Annotated in this window: 21 protein-coding genes; 17 read left to right on the top strand and 4 right to left on the bottom strand. The window is 70.8% G+C overall.

From position 1 onward, the window contains the following. Window positions 1-4 precede the first annotated feature (4 nt). The 3 genes from AC5RV6_RS11645 (at window position 5) to rbfA (ending at window position 4,032) form a co-directional block, all read left to right on the top strand. On the top strand, window positions 5-406 hold the full coding sequence (locus tag AC5RV6_RS11645) for a YlxR family protein (protein ID WP_494007491.1): 402 nt from the start codon (window positions 5-7) through the stop codon (window positions 404-406). Between the two features lie 132 nt (window positions 407-538). Continuing rightward, the gene (infB, locus tag AC5RV6_RS11640; RefSeq protein ID WP_494007490.1) at window positions 539-3,418 is read left to right on the top strand and encodes a translation initiation factor IF-2; all 2,880 of its coding nucleotides are present in this window, start codon (window positions 539-541) and stop codon (window positions 3,416-3,418) included. Window positions 3,419-3,570: 152 nt separating this feature from the next. Then, on the top strand, window positions 3,571-4,032 hold the full coding sequence (gene rbfA / locus AC5RV6_RS11635) for a 30S ribosome-binding factor RbfA (RefSeq protein WP_494007489.1): 462 nt from the start codon (window positions 3,571-3,573) through the stop codon (window positions 4,030-4,032). Between the two features lie 121 nt (window positions 4,033-4,153). Here rbfA and AC5RV6_RS11630 read toward each other — a convergent pair whose 3' ends face one another. Together AC5RV6_RS11630 and AC5RV6_RS11625 are read right to left on the bottom strand one after the other, a co-directional pair. Next, window positions 4,154-5,371 carry a ScyD/ScyE family protein gene (locus AC5RV6_RS11630; RefSeq protein WP_494007488.1) on the bottom strand — a complete coding sequence of 406 codons (1,218 nt, stop codon included), beginning with the start codon at window positions 5,369-5,371 and terminating at the stop codon, window positions 4,154-4,156. 498 nt (window positions 5,372-5,869) lie between these two features. Next, window positions 5,870-7,021, bottom strand: a complete 1,152-nt coding sequence (locus tag AC5RV6_RS11625; protein ID WP_494007487.1) for a pyridoxal phosphate-dependent aminotransferase — start codon at window positions 7,019-7,021, stop codon at window positions 5,870-5,872. Window positions 7,022-7,085: 64 nt separating this feature from the next. Between AC5RV6_RS11625 and truB the strand changes: the two genes are divergently transcribed. From truB to AC5RV6_RS11585, 8 genes are all read left to right on the top strand, one after another. Further along, on the top strand, window positions 7,086-8,006 hold the full coding sequence (truB, locus tag AC5RV6_RS11620; protein WP_494007486.1) for a tRNA pseudouridine(55) synthase TruB: 921 nt from the start codon (window positions 7,086-7,088) through the stop codon (window positions 8,004-8,006). Between the two features lies 1 nt (window position 8,007). Next, complete coding sequence (locus AC5RV6_RS11615) at window positions 8,008-8,382, top strand: hypothetical protein (protein ID WP_494007485.1); 375 nt, start codon at window positions 8,008-8,010, stop codon at window positions 8,380-8,382. Then, window positions 8,379-8,834, top strand: a complete 456-nt coding sequence (locus AC5RV6_RS11610) for a hypothetical protein (RefSeq protein ID WP_494007484.1) — start codon at window positions 8,379-8,381, stop codon at window positions 8,832-8,834. The genes AC5RV6_RS11615 and AC5RV6_RS11610 overlap by 4 nt, the downstream gene beginning before the upstream one ends. A 129-nt stretch (window positions 8,835-8,963) precedes the next feature. Further along, the gene (locus AC5RV6_RS11605) at window positions 8,964-9,677 is read left to right on the top strand and encodes a DUF4345 domain-containing protein (protein ID WP_494007483.1); all 714 of its coding nucleotides are present in this window, start codon (window positions 8,964-8,966) and stop codon (window positions 9,675-9,677) included. A gap of 92 nt (window positions 9,678-9,769) precedes the next feature. Continuing rightward, window positions 9,770-10,750: a bifunctional riboflavin kinase/FAD synthetase gene (locus AC5RV6_RS11600; RefSeq protein ID WP_494007482.1), complete on the top strand. Its 981-nt coding sequence runs from the start codon at window positions 9,770-9,772 to the stop codon at window positions 10,748-10,750. A 133-nt stretch (window positions 10,751-10,883) separates the two neighbouring features. Next, a complete protein-coding gene (gene rpsO, locus AC5RV6_RS11595; protein WP_494007481.1) occupies window positions 10,884-11,153 on the top strand; it encodes a 30S ribosomal protein S15 in 270 nt (89 codons plus the stop codon). A gap of 356 nt (window positions 11,154-11,509) precedes the next feature. Further along, window positions 11,510-13,723, top strand: coding sequence for a polyribonucleotide nucleotidyltransferase (locus AC5RV6_RS11590; RefSeq protein ID WP_494008076.1), 2,214 nt, complete (start codon window positions 11,510-11,512; stop codon window positions 13,721-13,723). Then, window positions 13,724-15,109 (top strand): M16 family metallopeptidase, encoded by a 1,386-nt coding sequence (locus tag AC5RV6_RS11585; protein ID WP_494007480.1) that lies wholly within the window; start codon window positions 13,724-13,726, stop codon window positions 15,107-15,109. Between the two features lie 3 nt (window positions 15,110-15,112). Here the strand turns inward: AC5RV6_RS11585 and AC5RV6_RS11580 are convergent, their stop codons facing one another. Continuing rightward, complete coding sequence (locus AC5RV6_RS11580; protein WP_494007479.1) at window positions 15,113-15,373, bottom strand: MoaD/ThiS family protein; 261 nt, start codon at window positions 15,371-15,373, stop codon at window positions 15,113-15,115. Further along, window positions 15,374-16,492, bottom strand: a complete 1,119-nt coding sequence (gene moaA, locus AC5RV6_RS11575) for a GTP 3',8-cyclase MoaA (protein WP_494007478.1) — start codon at window positions 16,490-16,492, stop codon at window positions 15,374-15,376. It lies immediately after the preceding gene. A gap of 38 nt (window positions 16,493-16,530) precedes the next feature. Here moaA and modA point away from each other — a divergent pair, with 38 nt between their 5' ends. From modA to AC5RV6_RS11545, 6 genes are read left to right on the top strand one after another with little or no spacing between them, the layout of a single operon-like run. Then, window positions 16,531-17,298 (top strand): molybdate ABC transporter substrate-binding protein, encoded by a 768-nt coding sequence (modA, locus tag AC5RV6_RS11570; protein ID WP_494007477.1) that lies wholly within the window; start codon window positions 16,531-16,533, stop codon window positions 17,296-17,298. Further along, window positions 17,295-18,095 carry an ABC transporter permease gene (locus tag AC5RV6_RS11565; RefSeq protein WP_494007476.1) on the top strand — a complete coding sequence of 267 codons (801 nt, stop codon included), beginning with the start codon at window positions 17,295-17,297 and terminating at the stop codon, window positions 18,093-18,095. Before modA ends, AC5RV6_RS11565 begins: the two co-directional genes overlap by 4 nt. 20 nt (window positions 18,096-18,115) lie before the next feature. Then, window positions 18,116-19,492 (top strand): molybdopterin molybdotransferase MoeA, encoded by a 1,377-nt coding sequence (locus AC5RV6_RS11560; protein ID WP_494007475.1) that lies wholly within the window; start codon window positions 18,116-18,118, stop codon window positions 19,490-19,492. 33 nt (window positions 19,493-19,525) lie between these two features. Further along, window positions 19,526-20,020, top strand: a complete 495-nt coding sequence (gene moaC / locus AC5RV6_RS11555; RefSeq protein ID WP_494008075.1) for a cyclic pyranopterin monophosphate synthase MoaC — start codon at window positions 19,526-19,528, stop codon at window positions 20,018-20,020. Beyond that, a complete protein-coding gene (locus AC5RV6_RS11550) occupies window positions 20,017-20,526 on the top strand; it encodes a MogA/MoaB family molybdenum cofactor biosynthesis protein (RefSeq protein ID WP_494007474.1) in 510 nt (169 codons plus the stop codon). The genes moaC and AC5RV6_RS11550 overlap by 4 nt, the downstream gene beginning before the upstream one ends. Continuing rightward, window positions 20,519-21,106: a molybdenum cofactor biosynthesis protein MoaE gene (locus tag AC5RV6_RS11545; protein ID WP_494007473.1), complete on the top strand. Its 588-nt coding sequence runs from the start codon at window positions 20,519-20,521 to the stop codon at window positions 21,104-21,106. The genes AC5RV6_RS11550 and AC5RV6_RS11545 overlap by 8 nt, the downstream gene beginning before the upstream one ends. Window positions 21,107-21,110 lie beyond the last annotated feature (4 nt).

Below are 21,110 nucleotides of genomic sequence, written 5' to 3'. Positions count from 1 at the left end.
TCCCATGGCAGGGAATGCAGTTCACCGGAAAAGGGTTAGACTGTATGAGGCCGGGTCGCCGCTTCGCTTCAGCACCTCCCGCGCCGCCGGACATGTTCCGCGGCGCACCTGTGTGGGGTGCCGGAGCGTCGATGACCAGGCCGCACTGCTGCGGCTGGTGGGCATTTCCGCCGCGGACGGCGTCGTCGTCCGCGTTGATGAACACCGCCGCATGTCCGGGCGGGGAGCATGGCTGCATCCCGACCCGGCCTGCCTGGCCTCGGCTGCCAAGCGACGTGCGTTCAACCGGGCCTTCCGGGGCCCGGCGGACACGCACGAAGTAGCCGAATGGTTCCAGGCCCAAGGAAACGCTCCGACCGGGAGCGGTTCCGAAACCGTCCAACCTGAAAGCGGGTCAGCAATCTGATGGAAACCCGATGAGTACCCAGCGATGAGTACTTTCATGTGCTCTGTGAAGGGTCGTGCTGCATACGCAGCCGCGGCTCCCGCAAAATAGACGGTTCGTACCTGCCTCGGTGCGGACCGAGACAGGAGAAATGTGGCCAAGGTCCGCGTACACGAGCTCGCCAAAGAGCTCGGCATTACCTCTAAGGATGCAGTAGCCAAACTGCAGGAACTGGGCGAATTCGTCCGTTCCGCCTCTTCAACGATTGAGGCACCCGTAGTCAAGAAGCTTCGCGGGGCCTTCCCCGACGCAGCGTCGAAGGCGTCGTCCAAGCCGGCCGCCGCCCCGCGCCCGGCAGGCAACGGCTCCGCTCCCAAGCCCGGTGCCGCCAAGCCCGGTCCCGCGGCTCCCGCCGCGGAGGCCAAGCCCGCGCCGAAGGCACCGGAAGCTCCGGCTCCGGCGGCCCCGGCAGCGCCGGCCCCGGCGGCTCCCGTCTTTGAAGCCCCTGCTGCTCCGGCTCCGGCTCCGGCCGCTCCCGCAGCCGAAACCCCCGCCCCGTCCGCTCCGGCGGCGCCCAAGCCTGAGTCCGGCTCCGGCGAGGCCGGGCCCCGTCCGGGTGCCCCGCGCCCCGGCGCTCCCCGTCCCGGCCAGGGCGCCCCGCGCCCCGGCAACAACCCGTTCGCCACGTCGCAGGGCATGCCCCGGCCCCGTGGCCGCGGTGAAGGTGCACCGCGCCCGGGCAACAACCCGTTTGCCCCGTCACAGGGCATGCCCCGACCGGGCGGACGCCGTGAAGACGGCGGCGCTGCGGCTCCGCGTCCCGGTACCCCCGGCGCCGCAGGTCCCCGTCCGGGCGCGCCCCGTCCGGGTGCCCCGCGTCCCGGCGGCGCTCCGCGTCCGGGCGGCGCACCCCGTCCCGGCGGCGCCGCACGTCCGAACCCGGGCATGATGCCCAACCGCACTGAGCGTCCGGCCCCGGCCGCACGTCCCGGCGGCGGACCCGGCGGTGCACGCCGTGGTCCCGGCGGCGGTCCCGGCGGAGGCGGCGGCGGTCCGGTCGGCGGCGGCTTCGGCAAGGGCGGCCGCGGACGCGGCGGCACCGCCGGCGCGTTCGGCAAGGGCGGCGCAGGCCGCGGCAAGCAGCGCAAGTCGAAGCGGGCGAAGCGGCAGGAACTGGAGCAGATGTCGGCTCCGTCGCTGGGCGGCGTCAGCGTCCCCCGCGGCAACGGCAACACCGTGGTGCGCCTGCGCCGCGGCTCCTCCATCACCGACTTCGCCGACAAGATCGAGGCGAACCCGGCAGCACTGGTGACCGTGCTGTTCCACCTCGGTGAAATGGCGACCGCCACCCAGTCCCTGGACGAAGAGACCTTCTCGGTCCTCGGCGAGGAACTGGGCTACAAGATCCAGGTCGTCTCCCCGGAGGACGAGGAGCGCGAGCTGCTGAGCAGCTTCGACATCGACTTCGAGGCCGAGCTGGAAGCCGAGTCCGACGACCAGCTGGAGGCACGTCCTCCGGTAGTGACCGTCATGGGCCACGTCGACCACGGCAAGACCCGCCTGCTGGACGCCATCCGCAACACCAAGGTGGTCGAAGGCGAGCACGGCGGCATCACCCAGCACATCGGTGCCTACCAGATCCACGTGGAGCACGAGGATCAGGACCGCGCGATCACCTTCATCGATACCCCGGGCCACGAGGCGTTTACCGCCATGCGTGCCCGTGGTGCGAAGGTGACCGACATCGCCGTCCTGGTGGTGGCTGCCGACGACGGCGTCATGCCGCAGACCGTTGAGGCGCTGAACCACGCCCAGGCGGCAAACGTGCCGATCGTCGTCGCGGTGAACAAGATCGACAAGGAGGGCGCCAACCCGGAGAAGGTCCGCGGCCAGCTCACCGAGTACGGCCTGGTTCCCGAGGAATACGGCGGCGACACGATGTTCGTCGAGGTCTCGGCCCGCCAGGGCATCAACATCGACGGCCTGCTCGAAGCTGTCCTGCTGACGGCCGACGCCGCCCTGGACATGCGTGCCAACCCGGACAAGGACGCACGCGGCATCGCCATCGAAGCGAACCTTGACAAGGGCCGCGGCGCCGTCGCGACCGTCCTGGTCCAGTCCGGCACCCTGCAGGTCGGCGACACCATCGTGGCGGGCACCGCCCACGGCCGTGTCCGTGCCATGTTCGACGAAAACGGCGACAACGTGACCGAAGCCGGGCCGTCCCGCCCGGTCCAGGTCCTCGGCCTGTCCACCGTTCCGCGGGCCGGCGACACGTTCTTCGTCACCGACGACGAGCGCACCGCCCGGCAGATCGCCGAGAAGCGTGAAGCCGCCGACCGCAACGCCGCACTGGCCAAGCGCCGCAAGCGCATCAGCCTGGAAGACTTCGACCAGGCCGTGGCCGAGGGCAAGGTTGACACCCTCAACCTCATCCTCAAGGGCGACGTGTCCGGTGCCGTCGAAGCGCTGGAGGACTCGCTGCTCAAGATCGACGTGGGCGAAGGCGTGCAGCTGCGCGTCATCCACCGCGGCGTGGGTGCGATCACCCAGAACGACGTCAACCTGGCAACGGTCGACAACGCCATCATCATCGGCTTCAACGTCCGTCCCGCCGAGCGTGTGGCGGACCTGGCCGACCGCGAAGGCGTCGACATGCGCTTCTACTCGGTCATCTACGCGGCGATCGAGGACATCGAACTGGCGCTCAAGGGCATGCTCAAGCCCGAGTACGAAGAGGTCCAGCTGGGCACCGCGGAAATCCGCGAGGTCTTCCGGTCCTCCAAGTTCGGCAACATCGCCGGCTCGATCGTGCGCAGCGGCGTCATCCGCCGCAACGCCAAGGCCCGCGTGGTCCGCGACGGGAAGGTCCTCGCCGAGAACCTCCAGGTCGAGTCCCTGCGCCGCTTCAAGGACGACGCCACCGAGGTCCGTACCGACTTCGAATGTGGCATCGGCCTGGGCTCGTTCAACGACCTCCGCGAGGGCGACATGATCGAGACCTTCGAAATGCGCGAGAAGCCCCGGGTCTAGCAGAACCCCAGGGGCCGCCCCCAAGGCGGCCCCGCCGGTATCGGGCCGGGAACCGCACGCCGCGGTTCCCGGCCCGATGCCTGCAGGCGCCGATTCAGGGCCAGGCCCGCCGGCGTCGTACGATTTCTTCAGGACACACATAAGGAGGGGCTATGGCAGATCCGGCACGCGCCGCCAAACTGGCCGACCGCATCAAGGTCGTCGTCGCGCAGGCACTGGAACGGCGGATCAAGGACCCCCGCCTCGGGTTCGTGACCATCACCGACGCCCGCGTCACCAACGACCTGCAGCACGCAACCATCTACTACACCGTCTTCGGCGACGAAGAGGAGGCCGCGGGCACCCGCGCCGCCCTCGAGTCAGCCAAGGGCATCCTGCGCGCGGAAGTGGGCCGGAACATCACGGTCCGCCTCACTCCCACGCTCGAGTTCGTTCCGGACGAGATCCCGGTCAACGCCAGCCACCTGGAGGAGCTGCTGCGCACCGCGCGGCAGCGTGACGAGGAGCTGGCCGCCCTCAAGCAGGGCGCCCGCTACGCCGGCGATCCCGATCCGTACCGGCGTGACGACGAAGGCGACGCCGGGGACGACGACGCCGAGGCGCCGGAGCGCTGACCGGCGCAGGCTGCAGGCCGGCTCGGTCGACGATGCCGGCCTGAACGGGAAAGGGAGCGGATCCGCCGGGTCCGCTCCCTTTCCCGTCATAGCCCGGGGTCAGTCCGGCATGCCGCCGAGGTCAGCTCCCGGAGCCATCGGCCCGGTCAAGCACCTCCACCTGGATGACGCGCCCGGTGGGAGGTTCAGGGGCCGGAGGGGCCGGAGGTTCCTCCGTGCCCGGTTCCTGCACGCCGCCCGGCGGCAGCGCGTCCGTGGAGGCGTACAGGAAGCCCCGACGCAGCTCGACGGCCGCAGGCTGATTCACTTCGAGGAACGTCTCCGGCGTCTCAGCTCCGGCCGCCAGCACCGAAATCCGGTTGCCGAACAGCTCCGCCACAAAGATGTCCCCGTCCGCGCTGACCGCGACTCCCGTGGCGCCCGCAAAGCCGCTGGCCACCAGTTCGGCTGTGCCGCTGCGCTCATCGATGCGGTAGACGGAACCGGGCACGGCACCGCCCGGACCACCCGGCAGGGTGGTCACGTACAGCGCGCCGTCCGGTCCCCGCTCCACGTCCGTGGGGACGGGCTCGACGGCGTAGCTGAGCCCCACCGTGCACTCCGGCAGCCCGGCCGCCGAGGCGAGCTCCGTGGTCACGGTGAAGGGCAGCGGCGGCAGGACGGCGACAGTACTCACCGTGCCGTCCAGCCGTGCATAGACCAGGGCGTTCATTCCTGCGTCCGCGACAATCAGGCCGTCATAGGTCGGCAGGCTTGCGTACGGATTCGAGTCGGTCTGGCCGCTGTAGGCGACCGGTACGTCGGCCGGCACCTGCGCGGCGCACGCGGGATCGATGGCCTCGAAGCCGTACCGGTTGACCTGGTCGGGGTTGGCGCTGAACTCGTACGCGGCAATATCGGCAAGGACCCGCACGTTGCCGTTGGAGTCGATGGACTGCAGCAGCGACCGGTTGAGGGCCGGATCGAAGGTGGCTGCTCCGGTGGCGACGGTGAAGTAGGTGTTCCCGCCGTACCGGGAGACGGCAGCCGTCTGGTAGCCCCCGGGCGCCGTGTAGAGAAGCTCGGCCTCGCCGTCGTCCCCGACCCTGGTCAGCTGCCCGGCAAAGGTCTGGGCCACGTCCACGGTTGGCCCCCGTCCGGCGGCGAGGCTGAGGGGACCGTTGAGGCCCTCAGCCAGGGTACGGACCGCACCGGCCGTTGGTGGAGTGCCGTCCGGGCCTGGGTCGTGGCCGCCGCCGTGACCGCCGCCGTAAGCTGTGGCCGCCGACGTTGTTCCGGCGAGGGCCAGCGCGGTTGCTGCCGCTGCCAGCGGCAGCCTAGTGGAAAGTCGTTGTTTCACTGCATGCTCCTTGCACTGTGGATGGGGGTGGCCGCGGCCGGGTACGGCCAGGCGTGCCTTGGACGGGTGGGCTTCCGGGCCGGACCACGGCGAATCTCGGGGATGCCGGGGCAATGCCGGACGCCGGGAGCGTGAGGGGCGGTCCCGGGCGGCGACCGGCCTGAGGCCTCGCCGGGGCAGGCGCGGCGGGGAGGAAGCGCCGGGAGCGGCGCCGCGGCGCTCCGGACCGGCAGGGGGTGCGGGGGCGGAACGGAAGGCATGGCCACGGGCGTCTCCTTGGCGAAGGATCGTGCTCAAGGTGAGACTGATGGCCCGGACCCCTGCCCGTTCCCCCGTGCCGATGCAGGGGTGAGACTAGGAGCCGGGCGGTGGGCTGTAAACGCGAAAGAGCACTCCGGGCATGCTGCAGCGGTGAAATGCCGGGACAGCCCGGGGGCTGCCTCGGGGGCGCCGATCCCGCAGCTGCAGGCGGAGTGCCTGCGGGGTCGGGCGGACGGGTCAGCGTCGGGGGAGCCGGGCGAGTCCCTCCACGAGCTGGTCCCGGTCCCCGCAGAGCGCGATCCGGATCCATCCCTCGCCGATGGAACCGAAGGCGGTGCCCGGGGCGACGGCGACGTTGTGCTCGGCCAGGAAACCCCGGGCCCAGGAACGCACGTCGCCGCCGGCGGCGTGCGAGAGGTCCGCCCACAGGTAGAACGCCCCCTCCGCCGGCAGATAGGGGATCCCGAGGTCCTCCAGCACGTGCACGGCCGCGTCCCGGTTCTGCCGATAGTGCTCGGCCGCGCGGTGGACGTAATCCTGCGGCCCGGTCAGCGCGGCCAGCGCCGCATACTGCGACGGCGAGGCGACGCAGGAGACGATTGCCTCGTTGATGATGCTCATCCGCTCCTGCAGCCCGGCGGGGACGATCAGCGCGCCCACCCTCAACCCGGTCAGCCCGTAGGTCTTGGACAGGGTCTGGGAGACGATTACCCGCCCCCGGCCCGGCCCGGCGTCGTCGAACGCCAGGGGGCTGACGTGCGGGACATCGTAGGTGAACGCCTCGTAGCACTCATCGGAGATGATCCAGAGGTCATGGCGGGCCGCCAGCTCCACCAGGGCCCGGGTCAGGTCGGCGTGGAACACGGCGCCCAGCGGATTGGACGGCGAGTTCAGCAGCAGCACCCGGGTGCGCGGGGTGATCAGCGCCTCCAGGTCCTCGATCCGCGGCTGGAATCCGTGGGCCGGCCACAGGGGATAGGGGACCGGCTCGGCGTGCAGCAGACGCGCGGTCATTTCGAAGGTGGGATACCCGGGATTCGGCACCAGAATCTCATCACCCGCGTCAAGCAGCATGCTCATTGCCAGGTGCAGGCCCTGCTGCGCGCCGGCGGTGACGAAGACCCGGCCGGCGTCGACGGGCACCCCGGTACGGGCCGATGCGTAGTCCGCGAAGGCGCTGCGCAGGGCCGGGATGCCGGCGTTGGGCGTGTAGCCGGTCTCATCGCGTGCGAGCACCGACTGTCCGGCCTCCAGCACATGGGCGGGCGTGGGGAACCCCGGCTCACCGATGCTGAGCACGATGGCTCCGGGGCTCGCCCAGGCGGCCTGGGTGATCTCCCGGATCTGGTTGGGCTCGACGGCGCGGACGTGGGGTGAGAGCTGCGGCATGGTCCGAATGCTACCGCCGCCGGGGCCCGTGCCCGCAGCCCGGCCCGTTCCGGCCGCACCGCCGATGCGCCATATACTGAAAGGCGTGAATTCCGGGCAGGTCCGATCAGGACTGATTATTGTGGACAAACCGCAGGGATGGACCAGCCACGATGTGGTGGCCCGCCTGCGCAGGCTCGCCGGCACCCGGAAGGTCGGCCACGCGGGCACGCTGGACCCGATGGCCACCGGCGTGCTGGTGGTGGGCATCAACCGTGCCACCCGGCTGCTGACCTACATCGTGGGCACCGGCAAGACCTACACCGCGACCATCCGGCTGGGCCAGTCCACCCTCACCGACGACGCCGAAGGCGAGGTCACGGGCGAGCACATCGCCGCAGCCGTCACCGACGAGCAGATCCATGACGCCGTTGCCGCGCTCACCGGCGACATCCTGCAGGTGCCCAGCAGCGTCAGCGCGATCAAGGTGAACGGCGAGCGTTCCTACGCCCGGGTCCGCGCCGGTGCCGAGGTGGCTCTCGAAGCGCGCCCGGTGACCGTTTCCCGCTTCGAGGTGCACGCGATCCGCCGCGAGCAGGGCGGCCGCCTGCGCGACGTCGACGTCACCGTCGAATGCTCCTCCGGAACCTATATCCGCGCCCTGGCCCGTGACCTCGGCGAAGCCCTGGGCGTGGGCGGACACCTGACCGCGCTGCGCCGCACCCGGGTGGGCCCGTATGACATCGGCCAGGCCGCCACCCTGGAGCAGCTGGCCGAAGAGCTGCGCCTGCTGGACCTGGACGAGGCCGCACGGGCCCTGTTCCCCAATCGGGAACTGGACGCGGAAGAGGCCGACGCCGTCTCCCACGGCAGGCGCGTGCCCGCCGGCGGCACCGCCGGTCCCGTCGCGGCCTTCGCCCCCGACGGCAGCCTTACCGCCCTGCTGGAGGACCGCGGGGAGCAGGCCAAACCCATCCTCGTCTTCGCACCCGGAGGACAGTCCTGAGATGGTCGTCGACCCCATGTTCGTCATCGGTGCCCTGGTCTGCCTTGTCTCGTCCATCCTGTGCATCGGCGCGGCCGTACTGCGGCAGGGCCCCAACGACATCACGATCCTGGCGGACGCCGCCGTCCTGCTCTACCTGATCGTCTACGGCATCGGTGCCGGCATCCGGATAGCGGGCGGAGAAGCCCTCGCCGGGCCGGCCTGGGAGTTCTGGGGCTACTACGCCACCGCCATGCTGATTCCGGTGGGTGCCTTCTGGTGGGCCATCATGGACCGCAGCCGGTGGAGCAACCTCGTCCTCGGCGCCGTCGGCGTCACCGTTTTCGTCATGATCTTCCGCATGGAGCAGATCTGGGATGGAGTCCAAGCAGCATGAACCGCCTCCTGCCTGAGCGGCACCAGCGTCCCACCCCCGCCCGCCTGACCGGTCCCGGCAGGCTGCTGGTTGCGGTCTACGGGATCTTTGCCCTGGCCGCCTCCGCCCGCGCCGCGTTCCAGATCGCCACCAAGTTCGACCACGCGCCGGTCGCCTACCTGCTTTCCGCCTTCGCCGCCGTCGTCTACATCATTGCCACCGTTGCGCTGGCCCGGCCGGGCCGCAACGCCTACGCGACCGGCCTGGCCGCAGTCAGCATCGAGCTGGCCGGCGTGCTCGGCGTGGGCCTGTTCGGCCTGCTGGACCCGGCCGCCCTGCCGGACGACACGGTGTGGTCCGGCTTCGGCAGCGGCTACGGCTTCGTGCCCCTGGTTCTGCCGATTGTGGGCCTGTGGTGGCTGCTGACCCACCGCGATACGACTGCTCCCGGCGGCCGGAAGGCCCGGGCCTAGCAGGACCGGTTCCCGGCCGCCTCCCGCTGGCCGGCGCCCATCAGACGTATGCTGAAACCAACAGCATGCTGATTGGTGTCGGCATGGGAGCCGCGGAGTCCGCTCCGCCCACCAGAGGGGGACAGGCAGATGAGCACCTCACCCGGAACCGGAGACCTGCCCGGCCGCAGCCGCCGGCCCGCCGTGCCGCGGACCGGCACCGAAGACCCCGCCGCGCCGGCCGGAGCGGGGAACCCGTCCCGTACCGGCGCACCCGACGCCGGACAGCCGGCACGCACTGACGGCGGCTCCGCCCCGGACGGCCGCGGCGGCGCCGGACGTGTTGCCGCGCAGCGGGGAACCGCACGGGGCGGATCCGAAAAGAACCGGACCAAAACCCCGCAGCACGACAATTCCGCCTGGGGCGTGTTCCGCGCCGTGGTGGTGGCCGTGGGACTGCTCATCGCGGCCATGGGCATTTACTACCTCATCGCCGGCACCGGCGGCGTCGCCGGAGCTGACGGCGGAGAGGTCAATCCGTCCCTGGAGAGCCAGTTCCGGTTCTTCTCCATGATGATGGTCGGCGTCGGCGCCGCCTTCGTGGCGATCGCCGTGAAGTTCCAGTGGGCCAACATGCTGTGGCTTGTCTGCCTTATGGTCTTCCTCGGCGGACTGGGACGGGTGATCTCCTGGGCCTTCTCCGGCACACCGCACTTCACCATGATCGTGCTCATGATCCTGGAGCTGGCGTTTCCGCCGGCGCTGCTGGTCTGGCACCGCTTCATCGCCAAGACCGTGGCGCTGCGGGCCGAGTACGCCCAGGGCCGCCTTGACGGCGGATCCGGCGGCGGTGCGCGGAGCTGACCGGTTTTCCGCCATAATGGATAGGTCCCTCAGCGGCCGGCCGTGGCTGCCGGGACTACCGCGATGAGACGACAGCCGGCTAAGGAGCCTGAGTGGACTGCTGGAACGACCTGGACCAGGTGCCCCCGGACTTTGGCCCCACAGCAGTAACCATCGGCAATTTCGACGGCGTCCACCTGGGCCACCAGCACGTGCTCGCGCGGCTGGTGAAGGTGGCCCGCGATGAAGGAGTGCGCGCCGTCGCGGTGTCCTTCGACCCGCACCCGGCGCAGGTGCACCGCCCCGAGAGCGCCCCGGACCTGATCATGGGAACCCGGGACCGCATTGAAGCCCTTGCGGCCACCGGCCTCGACGGCCTGCTGATGATGCCCTACACCCTGGACCTGGCGGCTATGAGCCCGCGCGAATTCGTCGAATCGGTGTTTGTCCGGGGGCTGCGTGCCAAGGCGGTGGTGATCGGCCACGACGTCCGGTTCGGGCGCGGCAACAGCGGGGACCTGGAGACCATGCGCGCCCTGGGCTGTGAGCTCGGCTTCAGCGTGGTGGCCGTGGATGACTACGGCGTGCTGGGGGAGACCGCCGACGGCCGGCGCTGTTCCTCCACCTGGATCCGGGAGGCGCTGGGCCGCGGCGACGTACGCACGGCCGCCCGCCTGCTTGGACGCAGCCACCGGATGCGCGGCGAGGTGGTGCACGGCGCCGCCCGCGGCCGCGAACTGGGCTTTCCCACCGCCAACCTCGCCACTGAATCCGCGGGCCTGGTGCCCGCCGACGGCATCTATGCCGGCTGGCTGCTGGACGAGTCCGGCGCCCGCTGGCCCGCCGCGGTCTCCGTCGGATCCAACCCCACCTTCGAAGGCGTCTCCCGCCAGGTCGAGGCACACGTGATCGACCGGCCGCGGGAGCATGTGGAGGATTTCGACCTCTACGGCCAGCACGTCGTGGTCGAGTTCGTGGACCGGCTGCGGGGGATGGTCGCCTACACCGGGCCCGAGGCGCTGGTGGAGCAGATGGGGCTGGACGTGCGGCGCACCCGGGAGGTGCTTTCGACAGAACGTGCGGCGGACGGGTAAACTGGGGAAAAATTCGGCTGCGGTCCGTGGCGGCTGAATTTTCCTGCCCGTGCCGGGACACCGGAGCGGCCGCAGGACACCCGGCAGCGACGGGCTGACCGGGCCTCACGGCACAAGCAACAGGAGTAGTTTTTTGGCACTCGATCCCGCTGTCAAGCAGGCCATCATTCAGGAATACGCGCTGAAGGAAGGCGACACCGGTTCGCCCGAGGTTCAGATCGCCGTTCTTTCGCGCCGCATCTCGGACCTCACCGAGCACCTGAAGATGCATAAGCACGACCACCACACCCGCCGCGGCCTGATGGCCCTGGTCGGTCGCCGTCGTCGCATGCTGACCTACCTGCGCGAGACCGACATCGCACGTTACCGCGCGCTCATCGAGCGTCTCGGCCTGCGTCGATAGTCTTCGTGGAAGGCGGCCCCCGCGCCACGCGGGGAGCCGCCTTTTGCGCAGGCAGACATGGACACCGGCACACCGGAAGCGCACCTGCCTGAGCGGCACGGCCGTCAGACCGACGGCACGGCCGCAGGACACCGTGCCGCCTGGCGGCGGCACGCACAACTGAATAATCCATGAACATGGAGACAACCGGCATCGCAGGCATTCGCGGTCCTCGGTAGTGGTCTCCGGGACGTGCGGGACTTCCCGCCCGGCCCGTGGGCCTCGATCGAAGACCGGGTGCGGAAGTACGTGCCACAGGCACGCACTTCACGGACGATGCCAGTTGCCTCCGCGAAACAGAAACGGAGGTGACTCTTTTGGAGGGTCCCGAAATCCAGTTCTCCGAAGCCGTCATTGACAACGGCAAGTTCGGAAAGCGCGTCGTCCGGTTTGAAACCGGCCGCATCGCCAAGCAGGCCGCAGGTTCCGCGATGGTCTACATCGACGAGGACACCACCCTGCTCTCCGCCACCACCGCGGGCAAGTCCCCGCGTGAAGGCTTTGACTTCTTCCCGCTGACCGTCGATGTGGAAGAGCGCATGTACGCCGCCGGCCGCATCCCCGGCTCCTTCTTCCGCCGTGAAGGCCGTCCCTCCACCGAGGCGATCCTGGCCTGCCGCCTGATGGACCGCCCGCTGCGCCCGGCCTTCGTCAAGGGGCTGCGCAACGAGGTCCAGGTCGTCGTGACCGTGCTGTCGATCAACCCCGACGTGCTCTACGACGTCGTCGCGATCAACGCGTCCTCCATGTCCACCCAGCTGAGCGGCCTGCCGTTCTCCGGCCCGATCGGCGGCGTCCGCGTCGCCCTGGTCGACGGCCAGTGGGTTGCCTTCCCCAAGCACTCCGAGCTGGAGCGCGCCGTGTTCTCGATGGTGGTTGCCGGCCGCATCGCCGGTGACGACGTCGCCATCATGATGGTCGAGGCCGAAGCCACCGACAACGCCTGGAACCTGATCAACGAAGAGGGCGCCACCGCCCCGACCGAAGAGGTCGTCGCCGAGGGCCTCGAGGCCGCGAAGCCGTTCATCAAGGTCCTGTGCGAGGCCCAGGCCGACCTGGCCGCCCGTGCCGCGAAGCCGACCGTCGAGTTCCCGATCTTCCTGGACTTCCAGGACGACGTGTACGACGCCGTGAACGCCGCTGCCGCCGAGAAGCTGGCCTCCGTGTTCTCCATCGCCGACAAGCAGGAGCGCGACGCCGCTGCCGACGCCCTGAAGGACGAGGTCAAGGCCTCCCTGGCCGAGCAGTTCGAAGGCCGCGAGGGCGAAATCTCCGCAGCCTTCCGCGCGGTCACCAAGCAGGTCGTGCGCCAGCGCATCCTCAAGGAGCAGGTCCGCATCGACGGCCGCGGCCTGACGGATATCCGCCAGCTCACCGCCGAGGTCGAGGTCCTGCCCCGCGTGCACGGCTCCGCGATCTTCGAGCGCGGTGAAACCCAGATCATGGGCGTCACCACGCTGAACATGCTGAAGATGGAACAGCAGATCGACTCGCTGTCCCCGGTGACGCGCAAGCGCTACATGCACAACTACAACTTCCCGCCGTACTCCACCGGTGAGACCGGCCGCGTGGGCTCGCCCAAGCGCCGCGAAATCGGCCACGGCGCCCTGGCCGAGCGGGCCCTGGTGCCGGTGCTGCCCTCGCGTGAGGAGTTCCCGTACGCCATCCGCCAGGTCTCCGAGGCCCTCGGCTCCAACGGCTCCACCTCGATGGGTTCGGTCTGCGCCTCGACGCTGTCCATGCTCAACGCCGGTGTGCCGCTGAAGGCACCGGTTGCCGGCATCGCCATGGGCCTGGTTTCCGACCAGGTCGACGGTGAGACCCGCTACGCCGCCCTGACCGATATCCTCGGCGCCGAAGATGCCTTCGGCGACATGGACTTCAAGGTTGCCGGTACCCGCGAGTTCGTCACCGCGATCCAGCTCGACACCAAGCTCGACGGCATCCCCGCCTCGGTCCTGGCTGCCGCGCTGAAGCAGGCCCGCGAAGCCCGCCTGCACATCCTCGACGTGATGGAAGCCGCCATCGATGCTCCGGACGAGCTCTCCGAGTTCGCTCCGCGGATCATCTCGGTGAAGATCCCCGTGGACAAGATCGGCGAGGTCATCGGCCCGAAGGGCAAGATGATCAACCAGATCCAGGAGGACACCGGCGCGGACATCTCCATCGAAGATGACGGAACGGTCCTCATCGGCGCAACCGACGGCGGCTCCGCCGAGGCTGCCCGCTCGGCGATCAACGCGATCGCCAACCCGCAGGTCCCCGAAATCGGCGAGCGGTACCTCGGTACCGTGGTCAAGACGACCACCTTCGGTGCGTTCGTCTCCCTGACCCCGGGCAAGGACGGCCTGCTGCACATCTCCGAGCTGCGCAAGCTCGCCGGCGGCAAGCGCGTTGACGACGTCGAGGACGTCGTCGGCGTCGGCCAGAAGATCCAGGTGGAGATCACCAAGATCGATGACCGCGGCAAGCTGTCCCTGGCGCCGGTCGTGGCTGAAGAGGCCGCGGCGGAAGCCGAGCCGGCGGAGTAAATGCCTGCTGCAGCTGCATCGAACAACCGTCCCGGGCACCAGCCCGGGACGGTTGTCCGTCTTCCACTGACTAATTCCACCGAGCCGGACATCACCGTCGGCAATGCCGGGGGAGCGCTTGTCCGCCGCACCGTGCTGCCTGGAGGCGTCCGGGTGCTCACCGAGGCCATGCCCGGCCAGCGCAGCGCCAGCATCGGCTTCTGGGTGGGCGTCGGCTCCCGGGACGAGGCGGAGGGCCGGCACGGCTCCACGCACTTCCTGGAGCACCTGCTGTTCAAGGGCACGGCACGCCGGGACGCCATGGACATCGCCTCCGCGTTCGACGAGGTCGGCGGGGAATCCAACGCCGCCACCGCCAAGGAAAGCACCTGCTACTACGCCCGGGTGCTGGACTCCGACCTGCCGATGGCGATCGACGTCATCGCGGACATGGTCACCTCCGCGCTGATCGACCCGGAGGAACTGGAGCAGGAGCGCGGCGTCATCCTTGAAGAGATCGCCATGGACATGGACGATCCCGCGGACCTGTGCCACGAGAAGTTCACTGAAGCGGTGCTTGCCGGGCATCCGCTGGGCCGGCCCATCGGCGGCACCCCGGAGGCCATCCGCGAGGTGTCCCGTGAGGCCGTGCTGGACCACTACCGGCGGTACTACCGGCCCGGGGAGCTGGTGGTGACGGCCGCCGGCGGCCTGGACCACGACCACGTCTGCGCGTTGGTCCGGGACGCCCTGTCCAAGGCCGGCTGGGAGCTGGGGGAGACGGCCCTGCCTGCCCCGCGGCGCAGCGCCGAGCCCGCGCGCATCGTTTCCACGGGCGGGGTGGAGGTCATCAACCGCCCGGTGGAGCAGGCGAACGTCGTCATCGGCTGCCCCGCGCTGACCGCCACGGACGACCGGCGGTTCGCGATGAGCGTCCTCAACACCATCCTGGGCGGGGGAATGTCCTCCCGCCTGTTCCAGGAGATCCGCGAAAAGCGCGGCCTGGCCTACTCCACGTACTCCTTCTCCGCCGCCTACTCGGATGCCGGATACTTCGGGATGTACGCCGGCTGCTCGCCGTCGCGCACCCGCGAGGTCCTGGACCTGCTGACCGCGGAACTCGAGCGGCTGGCCGCCGACGGGGTGGACGAGGGCGAGCTGGCCAAGGCGCTGGGACAGATCTCCGGCGGCATGGTCCTGGGCCTGGAGGATTCCGGGTCGCGGATGTCGCGCCTGGGACGGGCCGAACTGGTCACCGGCGAGTTCATCGACATCGAGGAATCGCTGGCCCGCATCCGTTCCGTCACCGCGGAGCAGGTGCAGGAACTGGCCGCCGAGCTGGCCGCGGCCCCGCGCACCATCACGGTGGTGGGCCCGTTCGAGTCGCCGGCGGAACTCGGCTTCTAGGCCTCAGCCGCCGGCAAACGGGGGCAGGATGTCGACGACGTCGTCCGCGGCCAGGACACGTGTCCGGTCGCGGACGGCGGTTTCGTTGACGAGGAAGGTGCTGCGCCCGATCACGGTCTTCAGGGACGGACCCCCCTCCGGAGAATCGGGATGCCGGGCGGCGAGCTTGTCGAGCAGTTCATCCAGGGCCAGGGACCCGTGGTCCAGGGTTTCCTCATTGAGGCCGACGGCCGCCTTCGCGGCGCCGAAATAACGAATCAGCACTTAGCCACCTATCGCGCTCATGGTTCGGTCCGGCTGCACATAGTCTTCCGCATCGAGCCCGACGTGGTCCATTCCGTGGGCCTTCGGCTTGCCCCACATGGCCTCCTGCCAGCGCAGGGCCACCTGCTCGTCCGTCGCCTCGGAACGCAGCAGCGCCCGCAGATCCGTCTCCTCATGGGAGAACAGGCAGCTGCGCACCTGACCTTCTGCCGTGATCCGGGTCCGCCGGCAGTCCGCGCAGAACGGCTCGGTGACCGACGCGATGATGCCCACCGTGCCGGCCGGTTCCGCGGAGCCCGGCCGGAAGACCTGCCAGCGCTCCGCCGGAGCACCGTCGCGGCTGCGCGGATCGGGGGTCAATACGAACCGCTCCTGGAGCCGGGCCCGCACGTCTCCGGCGGTCACCATCCCCTCGCGGGTCCAGCCGTGGTCGGCGTCCAGCGGCATCTGTTCAATGAACCGCAGCTCGAAGCCGCGCTGCAGGGCCCAGTCCAGCAGGTCCGGCGCCTCGGCGTCGTTGATCCCGCGCATGAGCACGGCGTTGATCTTCACCAGGCCCAGCCCCACCCGGGCCGCCTCCTCGATGCCGGCCAGGACCCGCTCCAGGAACGGCCGGCGGGTCAGCTGCGCGAACGTGCCAGGGTGCAGGGAGTCCAGGGAGACGTTGATGCGGGTCAGGCCCGCCTCCTTGAGGGCCGCGGCCTTGCGGTCCAGGCCGAGGGCGTTGGTGGTCAGCGAGATCGGCAGGTCGGGGTGGGCGGCACGCAGATCCGCAATGATGTCTACGAGGTCGGCGCGCACCAGCGGCTCGCCGCCGGTCAGCCGCAGTTCCCGGATCCCCAGCTGCTCCACGCCCACGCGGACCAGCCGCACGATTTCCCCGCGGGAGAGCAGGTTGTCCTTGGCCAGCCACTGCAGGCCCTCGGCGGGCATGCAGTAGGTGCAGCGGAGGTTGCACTTGTCCGTCAGGGACAGGCGCATGTCCGTCGCGCGCCGGCCGAACCGGTCCACGAGCCCGTCCGTGACGGCCAGCCCCGGAACGCCGGCGGGGGCGGGAACGGAGGCGTCCGCGGCTCCGGTGCGGGACCGGACGGCAGGCATTCCCAGCGAGATTCCCATTCCACGAGGTTACGCTCTTTCACCGATAGGCTCTAGGAATGCGCATCCATCACCCTGCCGCCGCGGCCCTGGCCGCCGGCCTGGTGCTCGCAGCGGCGGCCTGCGCACCGGCGCCCGACGGCGGGTCCGCCGCCTCCGGCGACGGGGTCACCGTCTTCGCCGCGGCCTCGCTCAGCGAGGCCTCAGAGGAGATGCGGCAGGCCTGGACGGAGGCTCCGCTGCGCCTGAACATCGGTTCCAGCAGCCAGCTCGCCGCACAGATCCTTGCGGGCGCCCGGGCCGACGTCGTCGTCGCCGCCGATCAGCAGTCGCTTCAGCCGCTGCGCGACGCGGGCCTGCTGGCCGAGGAAACGGTCATCGCCGAGAACCGCATGGTGCTGGCCCTGGCCCCGGGCAATCCCGGCGCCGTGGGCCGACTGGCGGACCTCGCCGGATCCGGCGTGCAGGCCGCCGCCTGCGCCGAGTCGGTGCCCTGCGGCCGGGCCGCCGAGCGGGTCCTGGCCGCGGCCGGGGTGCGGCTGGCCGGCGAGACCCGCGAGGACGACGTGCGTTCGGTCCTGACCAAGGTCGCCACCGGGCAGGCGGACGCCGGGCTGGTCTACCTGACGGACGCCCTCGCCGCCGCGGGCCAGGGCGTCACCTACCTCGACCTGGACGATCCCGAGCCGAACCGCTATCCGGCCGCGCTGACCGTGGACGGAGCGGACAACCCTGCGGCCGTGACGTTTTATGACTGGCTGGCCGCCGGCGGAGCGGAACCGATCCTCCTCGACGCCGGCTTCGCGCCGGCGGGGGAGGGCCCGTGAGCGTGCGCACCCACTCCACCGTCCCGGGGTGGCTGTGGGTGCCTGCGGCGGCCGGGCTGCTCCTTAGCGCCGGTCCGCTGGCCGCCCTGCTGGCGAACGTGCCCTGGACCGACATGGGATCCGTCCTGGCGTCCGGGCAGGCCCGCACGGCCCTGGGCCTCTCGCTCGGAACGTCCCTGGCCTCCACGGTGCTCTGCGTACTCCTGGGCCTGCCGCTGGCCGTGCTCTTCAGCCGGCTGAGCGGGCCCTGGATGCAGCTGCTGCGCGGGATCCTGCTGGTGCCGCTGGTCCTCTCACCCGTGGTCTCCGGCATCGCGCTGCTGTACTTCTGGGGACGGCAGGGGCTCGTTGGACGCTTCCTGGACGCCGCCGGGCTGGGCATCGGCTACACGCCGGCCGCCGTCGTCATTGTCCAGGTGTTCGTGTCGCTGCCCTTTTTCGTGGTCGCGGCCCACGGCAGCCTGCGTGAGGTGGACCCGGAGCTGGAACTGGCCGCAGCGACGTCGGGCGCCGGTCCCACCGCGATCCTGCGGCACATCACCCTGCCGCTGGCCCTGCCCGGCATAGTCTCCGGTGCACTGCTGGCCTTTGCACGCTCCCTGGGCGAGTACGGAGCCACCATCACCTTCGCCGGCAGCATCGAGGGCCGCACCCGCACCCTGCCGCTGCAGATCGAACTGAGCCTGAACTCCAGCCAGCCGCAGCTGGCGCTGGGCATCTGCCTGCTGCTGATCAGCCTGTATCTGGCGCTGCTGGTGCTGGCACGGATCGGCGCGGGGAGGCTGCTGCCGCGATGAGGGCCTACAATTCCCGTTCCATGGAGCACGGCACAGCAGACGGCACTGACGCACGGATCCCGACACCGTCCGACGGGCCCGGGAAAGCGGCGCGGAATGCGGCGAACGGCCGGGCGCAGGCGCATGGATCAGGGCACGGCGCCGGCGGCGGGCCGCTCAGCGTCGCCGAACACCGCGATGCCGTCCGGCGCCTGCTCACGGACCGCTTCGCCGCCCGGCCGCCCGCCGTCCGCACGCTGCCCCTGCTCCAGGCCCGCGGGCTGGTGACCGCCGCCGACATCCACGCCCCCGGCAGCCTGCCGCCCTTCGACAACTCGCAGATGGACGGATACGCCGTCCGCTCCGCCGACCTGGCCGCCCTCCGCACCCACGAAGCCGACGGCCGTCCCGCCGCGACGGTCCGGCTGCCGGTCGGCGCCCCCGTGCCGGCCGGAGCTCCGGCTCCGCCGCTGGCTCCGGGCACGGCGGTGCCGATCATGACCGGAGCCATGCTGCCCGCCGGGGCGGATGCCGTGGTGCCGGTCGAGGAGGCGCTGCCGTCCCGCTTCGTCGACGCCGGGGGAGAGGTGCGGCTGCCGGCGCCCGTTGAGGCCGGCCGCTTCGTGCGGACAGCGGGCAGCGACATCGCCGCCGGAACCCTGGCCCTGCCTGCCGGTACCCGGCTAGGAGCGGCCCAGCTGGGCCTGCTGGCCGCACTTGGCTTGGCGGAGGTGCCGGTCCGGGCCCGCCCCCGCGTGCTGCTGCTGACCACCGGCGACGAGGTCCGCCCGCCCGGCGCCCGCCTTGAGCCGGGGCAGATCCACGACGCCAACACCACCCTGCTGGCCGCCGCGCTGGCCGAAGCCGGCGCCGACGTCGCCGCCTCCCGGATCCTGGCCGACGCACCGGCCCTGTTCCTGCAGCGGCTGCGCGCCGACCTGGCCCGCGTAGACCCGGACCTGGTGGTCAGCTCCGGGGGCATCAGCAAAGGCGCGTACGAAGTGGTGCGCCTGGCCCTGGCTTCCGAGGGCCTGCGGTTCCTGTCGGTGGCCATGCAGCCCGGCGGGCCGCAGGGGATCGGCAGCATCGACGGGGTGCCGTTCCTCGCGTTCCCGGGCAATCCGGTCAGTTCGCTGGTGTCCTTTGAGATGTTCCTGCGCCCGGCCCTGTCCGCCCTGCCCGGCGGCCCGCCGCCCAGGCGGGAGGTCCGGGCCCGGCTGGCGGCGGCGGCCGCCGGCCCGATCGGCCGGCACCAGGTGCGCCGCGGACGGTACGCCGACGGCGTCGTAGAACTCATCGGCGGCCCGGGCTCGCACCTGGTGCACGCACTGGCCGGGTCCAATGCGCTCGTGCACTTTCCGGCCGACGCCGGGCAGGTCCCCGCGGGGGCGGAGGTGGCAGTATGGCTGTTGGAGTAAGGCACCGCGAGAGGACCACCAGTGGCTGACCACATGGCCGGCAGGACAGCCGGCGAGAATTCCCCGTCCCTGACCCACGTGCGCGAGGACGGTTCCGCGCACATGGTCGACGTATCCGCCAAGGCGGAGACCAGCAGGGCCGCCACTGCGCGGGCGGTGCTGCGCACGACTCCGGAGGTGCTGCGGCTGCTCCTCGACGGCGGGCTGCCCAAGGGCGATGCCCTGGCGGTTGCGCGGATCGCCGGAATCATGGCGGCCAAGCAGACCTCCACCCTGATTCCGCTGTGCCATCCGCTGCCGCTGACCAAGGTGACCGTGGACTTCGAGCCCGGCGAGGACAGCGTCGCCATCGACGCAACGGTCAAGACCCGGGCCGTCACCGGCGTCGAAATGGAGGCGCTGACCGCCGCGTCGGTCGCCGCGCTGGCGCTCTACGACATGATCAAGGCCGTGGACAAGCATGCGGTGATCGCCGAGACCCGGGTCCTCGCCAAGTCCGGCGGCAAGAGCGGAGACTGGTCACTGTGAGCACCGACTCCGCCGCCGGAACCGGCCCCCGGCGCACCGCCTGCGTGCTGATCGCCTCCACCCGCGCCGCCGCCGGCACCTACGAGGACGAATGCGCCCCGCTGCTCGCCGACTGGCTCTACGCCGTCGGGTTCGACGTCGCCCTGGCCGAGGTGGTGCCCGACGGGCCGGCGGTGGGGGAGTCGCTGCGCCGCATGCTGGCGATGGCGCCGGCCGTGCTGATCACCAGCGGCGGCACCGGCATCAGCCCCAGCGACGTCACCCCGGAACAGACCCGGCCGCTGCTGGACCGTGAGCTGCCGGGTGTCATGGAGGCCCTGCGCGCCGACGGACGCACCAAGACGCCCATGGCCGCGCTGACCCGCGGCTGCGCGGGCACCTCGGGCCGCACGTTCGTGGTCAACCTGCCCGGGTCCCCGGGGGCCGTTGCGGACGGGCTGGCGGTGCTGGAACCGATCATCGGGCACATCTGCGGGCAGCTGGAGGGAGAACACGGACATGGCTGAGAACAACGACGCCGGCAGGAACGCCGCTGATATGAACGCCGCCGAACCAAACGCCGCCGACACGAACGACGGGGCACCCGGGCAGGCCGCTTCCCTGCCGGAGCCTGCGGGACGGGGGGCCCACGATCCGGGCACGGGGCTGACCAGCGGCGTGCTGCACGCGTCGGTCTCCGCCGAACCGATCAGCGCCGCCGTTGCCGAACAGGCCGTCCGCTCGGACGAATGCGGCGCCGTCGTCACCTTCGGCGGGGTGGTCCGGAACCACGACGGCGGGCGCAGCGGCGTGCAGATGCTCGGCTACACCGCCCACCCCACGGCGCAGCGGGTGATCGCGGAGGTCGCCGCCGACGTCGCCTCCCGGCATCCCGGCGTCCGGCTCTGGGTGGCCCACCGGATCGGCGAGCTTGCCGTCGGGGACGCCGCATTGATCGGCGCCGCCGCCGCCGCGCACCGGGGCCAGGCCTTCGCCGCCTGCAGCGAACTGGTGGACACCGTCAAGGAACGGGTGCCGGTCTGGAAGGAACAGCGCTTTGAGGACGGCGGAACCGAATGGGTGGGCGTGGGAGAAGACAGCGCCTGAGCCT

Source organism: Arthrobacter saudimassiliensis (assembly GCF_059090665.1).
Note: the sequence above shows the minus strand (reverse complement) of the source record. Positions and strands in the feature narration are given on the sequence as shown.